The sequence below is a fragment of the Vibrio sp. 10N.222.46.A1 genome (assembly GCF_041473595.1).
In the GTDB taxonomy this organism is placed as follows: Bacteria; Pseudomonadota; Gammaproteobacteria; order Enterobacterales; family Vibrionaceae; genus Vibrio; species Vibrio tasmaniensis_A.
In genome coordinates this window covers 1-369 of sequence record NZ_JBFRSN010001556.1, presented here as the reverse complement: position 1 = coordinate 369, position 369 = coordinate 1, and the positions used below count along the sequence as shown (strand labels likewise).

Genomic DNA, 369 nt, shown 5'->3' with positions numbered 1-369 from the left:
GATGCTGCACCTGCTGCACCTAAACCGATCAGTAATGCACCTGCTACATATAAAACTGCGCTTACGATATCCATTTGTATCTCCGATAAATAATGTGTTAGTTAATTTTTTAGTTATTAATTAGTGGTGTTCTTCTGTTGCCATTGCTAAGTAAACAACGGTCAGTACCATAAATATAAATGCTTGTAAGAATACGATTAATATGTGGAACAAGGCCCATGGAACACTTAGTGCCCATTGCATCCACCAAGGCATTAGTGCGATAAGGATGAATATCATCTCGCCTGCATACATATTTCCGAATAATCGTAAGCCTAGTGATATTGGCTTTGAAATTAATGTTATTAATTCAAGAACAAAGTTAACAGG

Annotated in this window: 1 protein-coding gene and 1 pseudogene; both read right to left on the bottom strand. The window is 36.6% G+C overall.

Annotated elements, in window-relative coordinates; translation table 11 throughout:
- A pseudogene (locus AB4496_RS28050) lies at positions 1-74 on the bottom strand (ATP F0F1 synthase subunit C); the annotation flags it as partial.
- Positions 75-120: 46 nt separating this feature from the next.
- A partial coding sequence (locus AB4496_RS28045) for a F0F1 ATP synthase subunit A (protein WP_372133314.1) occupies positions 121-369 on the bottom strand: 249 nt, incomplete at its 5' end.